This is a genomic window from Desulfofundulus sp. (genome assembly GCF_049701015.1).
Taxonomy (GTDB): Bacteria; Bacillota; Desulfotomaculia; order Desulfotomaculales; family Desulfovirgulaceae; genus Desulfofundulus.
In genome coordinates, this window is sequence record NZ_JBNATZ010000205.1 from 1 (window position 1) to 4,402 (window position 4,402).

3 protein-coding genes are annotated in these 4,402 nt (G+C 50.6%); all 3 read right to left on the reverse strand.

Annotation, left to right across the window (positions count from 1 at the left end):
• Positions 1–22 precede the first annotated feature (22 nt).
• Positions 23–928, reverse strand: coding sequence for a glycyl-radical enzyme activating protein (locus ACPLUI_RS11445; protein WP_424660391.1), 906 nt, complete (start codon positions 926–928; stop codon positions 23–25).
• Between the two features lie 149 nt (positions 929–1,077).
• On the reverse strand, positions 1,078–3,477 hold the full coding sequence (gene hypD, locus ACPLUI_RS11450; protein WP_424660393.1) for a trans-4-hydroxy-L-proline dehydratase: 2,400 nt from the start codon (positions 3,475–3,477) through the stop codon (positions 1,078–1,080).
• Between the two features lie 128 nt (positions 3,478–3,605).
• A partial coding sequence (locus tag ACPLUI_RS11455) for a M24 family metallopeptidase (RefSeq protein WP_424660392.1) occupies positions 3,606–4,402 on the reverse strand: 797 nt, incomplete at its 5' end.

Sequence of the window (4,402 nt, forward strand, 5' to 3'; positions counted from 1 at the left end):
GGCAAATCCAGGAAAGCCACCTTTATATTTTTACATTAAAACCGGCTCTCTCAAAGCATTCCTTGATAAATTTCAACTTCTCCGGAGCCGGGGCACCGCAGGCGGGCATTTTGTAGTCCCTGCCGAGCCTGCAGTATTTTTCGTTCACGTCGTGGAAAGGTAACAGGTCAATCCTCCTTATCCCTTTCAGTGAGGCCACAAAATCCAGAAGGCCCGCGATATTTTTTTCCGTATCGGTAATCCCCGGAATTACGGGGAGGCGCAAGATCACGTCCCCACCCCTCCCGGTATCCGCCAGCATCCGAAGGTTGTTCCTGATCGGCACGTTCGAAACTCCCGTGTACTTTCTGTGTTCTCCGTCATCGGCCAGTTTCAGGTCAAAGAGAAAAACATCGACGTAATCCAAAACTGCTGCGAAAACGTCCGCGGAAGCGTAACCGGATGTGTCCAGGGCCGTACTCAGGTCTCTCTTTTTGCACTCCCTCAAGGCCTCTATTAAAAACCGGTGCTGTAAAAGCGGCTCCCCACCCGAAAAGGTCACACCCCCACCGGAGTTGTCGTAAAGCAGGACATCTTTTTCAAGCTCCTGCATGAGCCCTTCAACGGTGATGACCCTGCCGGCCAGCCTCAGAGCGCCTGTCGGGCAGGCTTCGGAACATACACCGCAACCTTTGCATTTTTCCCGATCCAGGTGATGCGTACCGTTTTCAAAAGCAATCGCGCCGGTGGGACAAACACCGGCGCACGTCCGGCACCCGATACATTTATATTCAAAAAATATGAGCTCGCTTGCGGGATAAATACCTTCGGGATTGTGACACCACCAGCACCGGAGGGGGCATCCTTTCAGGAATACCGTCGTCCTTATGCCCGGACCGTCGTGGATAGCAAAACGTTTTATGTCAAATATCAATCCTTCGTTGACCATTTAGATGCCTCCATCTTGATTTAAGGCACTGTAGAGCTCGGCTATCCCCCGTTCTGCCGCGTTGTCCCCGCAGCTTCCTGCTTTTGGGGGAGCGCCGAATGGAACCGTGCCGGTGATAACGGTTTGACCGGATAATTATACCGCCGGAGTTAAATCTCTCTGTGTTCGGTCCTGGCAATTATCTCTTCCTGCAACCCTTTCGGCAGGTTCACGAAATAATCGCTGTACCCGGCAACCCTTACCATCAGGTCCTGAAAATCGGCAGGGCGCTCCTGCGCCTCGCGGAGAAGCTCGGCGCTTACAACGTTGAACTGGACGTGATGTCCTCCCATATTGAAAAAAGTCCTGATAAGCCGGGCCAGATTTTTAATGTTTTCATCACCTTCCAGCAGGTCCGGAGTAAGCTTTTGGTTGAGCAGGGCCCCACCGGTCCTGTCCCAGTCGCACTTGGACACCGACCTGAAGACAGCCGCTATCCCCTTCCTGTCGCTCCCCTGGACTGGTGATACGCCTTCAGACACCGGCATGCCCGCCTTTCTCCCGTCCGGCGTCGCTCCGGTGACCTTGCCGAAATACACATGAGCTGTGGTAGGAAGGAAGTAAGCCCTTTTCGATGCCTTCCTGACCGGGGAAAGCGGGTAGCTTTCAATTATCTTTACCGTTACATCCACGATCTTTTTCGCTATTTCGTCCGCATAATCATCGTCTTCCCCGTACCTGGGTGTTTTATTTAAAATCACTTGCCTCAACATCTCGTGTTTTCCTTCAAAGTTCTGCCCGAGGGCTTCCAGCAACTCTCCCATGGCAACCGTCTTTCTATCAAAAACGTGGTATCTGATCGCACTTAAACCGAAAGCCACGGTACCCAGTCCCACCAGCTGGACGTACTGCGTGTTGTACCTGGCACCCCCGGCATTGTAGTCCCGGGCGTTTTGAACGCAGTCGTCAATCCAGAGCGACATGAATGGTACCGGCAATTGCTTCGCATAGATCTCCTCTATAATGTCATTTCCCTTCATCTTTATGTCCATAAAGTGCTTAACCTGCCTGACAAACGCCTCCCAGAGCTCATCGAAGGTCTTGAAACCGGCAGGATCCCCTGTTTCAAGACCCAGTTTCTTACCGCTTAGCGGGTCTATACCGTTGTTAAGGGTGATTTCAAGAATTTTAGGCAGGTTGAAATACCCGGTCAATATGTAGGCTTCCTTCCCGAAAGCTCCGGACTCCACGCAACCGCTGACCCCTGAAGTGCGGGCGTCTTCGAGGCTTTTACCCTGCCTCAGCATCTTTACCACGACACCGTCGAAGTTGAAAAACGGCGGCTCTCCAAAGCCGGGGCCCACGACTTTCAAAGCTTTGATCAGAAGGCGCTCGGGATTTTTATCGCTCACCAGCACAGCTGTATTCGGCTGCAAGGTTCTCATTTCATCCAGAACTTCCAGGATGAGGTACGTGACATCGTTGACACCGTCGGAACCGTCCTCCTTAAGCCCTCCCACATTGATTTTCGTGAAGTCGTTGTACGTGAAGCTCTCTTCGGCTGTTACGCCGACCTTCGGCACCGCGGGCTGGTTGTTGATCTTAATCCAAAAGGCCTGAAGAAGTTCCCTGGCTTTATCTCTTGTGAGCCTCCCTTCCGCGATATCCCTGCTGTAGAACGGATATAAATGCTGATCCAGCCGTCCGGGATTAAAAGAATCCCAGGGATTTGTCTCATAGACCACACCCACGTGAACAAACCAGTAATGCTGAAGGGCTTCCCAGAAAGTCTCCGGAGCATGGGCCGGAACACGCCTGCATATCCGGGCCATTTCTTTAAGTTCTTCTTTTCGCCCGGAGTTTTCTTCTTCTTCGACCATCCTGTCGAGTTTTTCGGCATAACGCCCGGCGTAGACCAGGATGGCGTCGGCGGCAATGTCCATGGCCTTGAGCTCTTCCATCTTCTCGCCGTATGCGGGGTCCTCCGGCTTGAGTTCAGCCATTTTCTTTTTAATTTCTTCTTTTATATCCAGTATCCCCATTTTGAAAATCCTGTCGCCGCCAGCCGTGTGTCCGGGTGCCCTTTGCTCCATAAATTCCGTCCATATCCCGGCTTCATAAGCATCCAGCCAGTCCCGGGGCAGGCTTTCAAAGACGGCTTCCCTCACGGTCCTGCCCTTCCAGTATGGAATTATTTCATCCGCATACAATCTCCTGGTGCTTTCGTCAACTTTGTATGGCATATTATCTCTCGAATCCAGAATTTCCAGGTCCGCCATGCTGTGAGTGCAGATCTCAGGATATGTAGGGACCTCCTGGGGACCGGTACCCCTCAACCCGACGATCAACTGGCCGTCTTCGACGGGAAGGCTCACCCGTTCCATTAAATACCTGAACGCCATCGCTCGCTGCACAGGCATGGATTTATCGGCGGCTGCCCCGCTTTTATAAAACTCAGTTATAAGCCGGGCCCTCTCGCCGGATATCTTGACCATGGCCGTTATGCTTTCATTTCTGAGCCTGGCAATCCTTGCGTTTACCGGCCTTACCGCAGCCCTCCTTTTTTGCATCTCCTTTTCAACAGCTACACAACTGGTAGTGACGCTCATAATCTCGCCTCCGCTGTAGCATTACTGTGGTGCCCCAATTACTCATACTTGTTCACGCATTTTTTGTACAGGGCAATTTCTTTTTTAGTTTACAAATAAATTAACTCTTTTTCTGAAGATGTCAGTGAGCGGCCCGCACTCTCCATGACGACCACATCATCTTCGATCCTGACACCAAACTTACCGGGCAAATAAATACCGGGCTCAACAGTAAAAATCATACCATCCTCAATTATGGACTCACCGTTGGGCGCAATGTAAGGTTCTTCATGGATATCCAATCCCAAGCCATGCCCCGTCCTGTGAATAAATAAATTCCCAAAGCCGTGGGCAGCAATATTGTTCCTCACCGACAGATCGATATCACCAGTCTTAATTCCTGCGCGTATTGACTTTAAACCAACCTCCTGAGACTCCTTCACAACCTGATAAACTAACTTCGCTTCGTCCGACACATCGCCAATCGCAACAGTTCTGGTAATATCAGAACAGTATCCTTTATATTTAGCACCGAAGTCAAGGATTACCATATCACCTTTTTGGATGACTCTATCACCGGGTGTATGATGCGGGTTGGCTCCATTAGGGCCGGAAGCAACTATTGGTTCAAAGGCCACATCATCGGCACCATAGCTCTTGATAAGATACTGTAACCTCGCAGATAGCTCCTTCTCCGACCTGCCCTCGAGACCCTCATCAACAATTTTGGAGAAAACCCGGTCCACAATTTCAGCAGCTCTTTGAAGGCACGCAATCTCATATTCATTTTTAACTATTCTAAGCTTAGAAGTCACGTGACTCAATCGTTCAAATTGAATATGATGACTAAGCATGCTTTGGATATTGAAAAAAACGGAGACAGGCATCGAATCCTCCACCAATAATC

Coding starts and splice junctions, on each gene's coding strand:
- ACPLUI_RS11445 (WP_424660391.1), bottom strand. CDS start 928: ATGGTCAACGAAGGATTGATATTTGACATAAAACGTTTTGCTATCCAC.
- hypD (WP_424660393.1), bottom strand. CDS start 3,477: ATGCAAAAAAGGAGGGCTGCGGTAAGGCCGGTAAACGCAAGGATTGCC.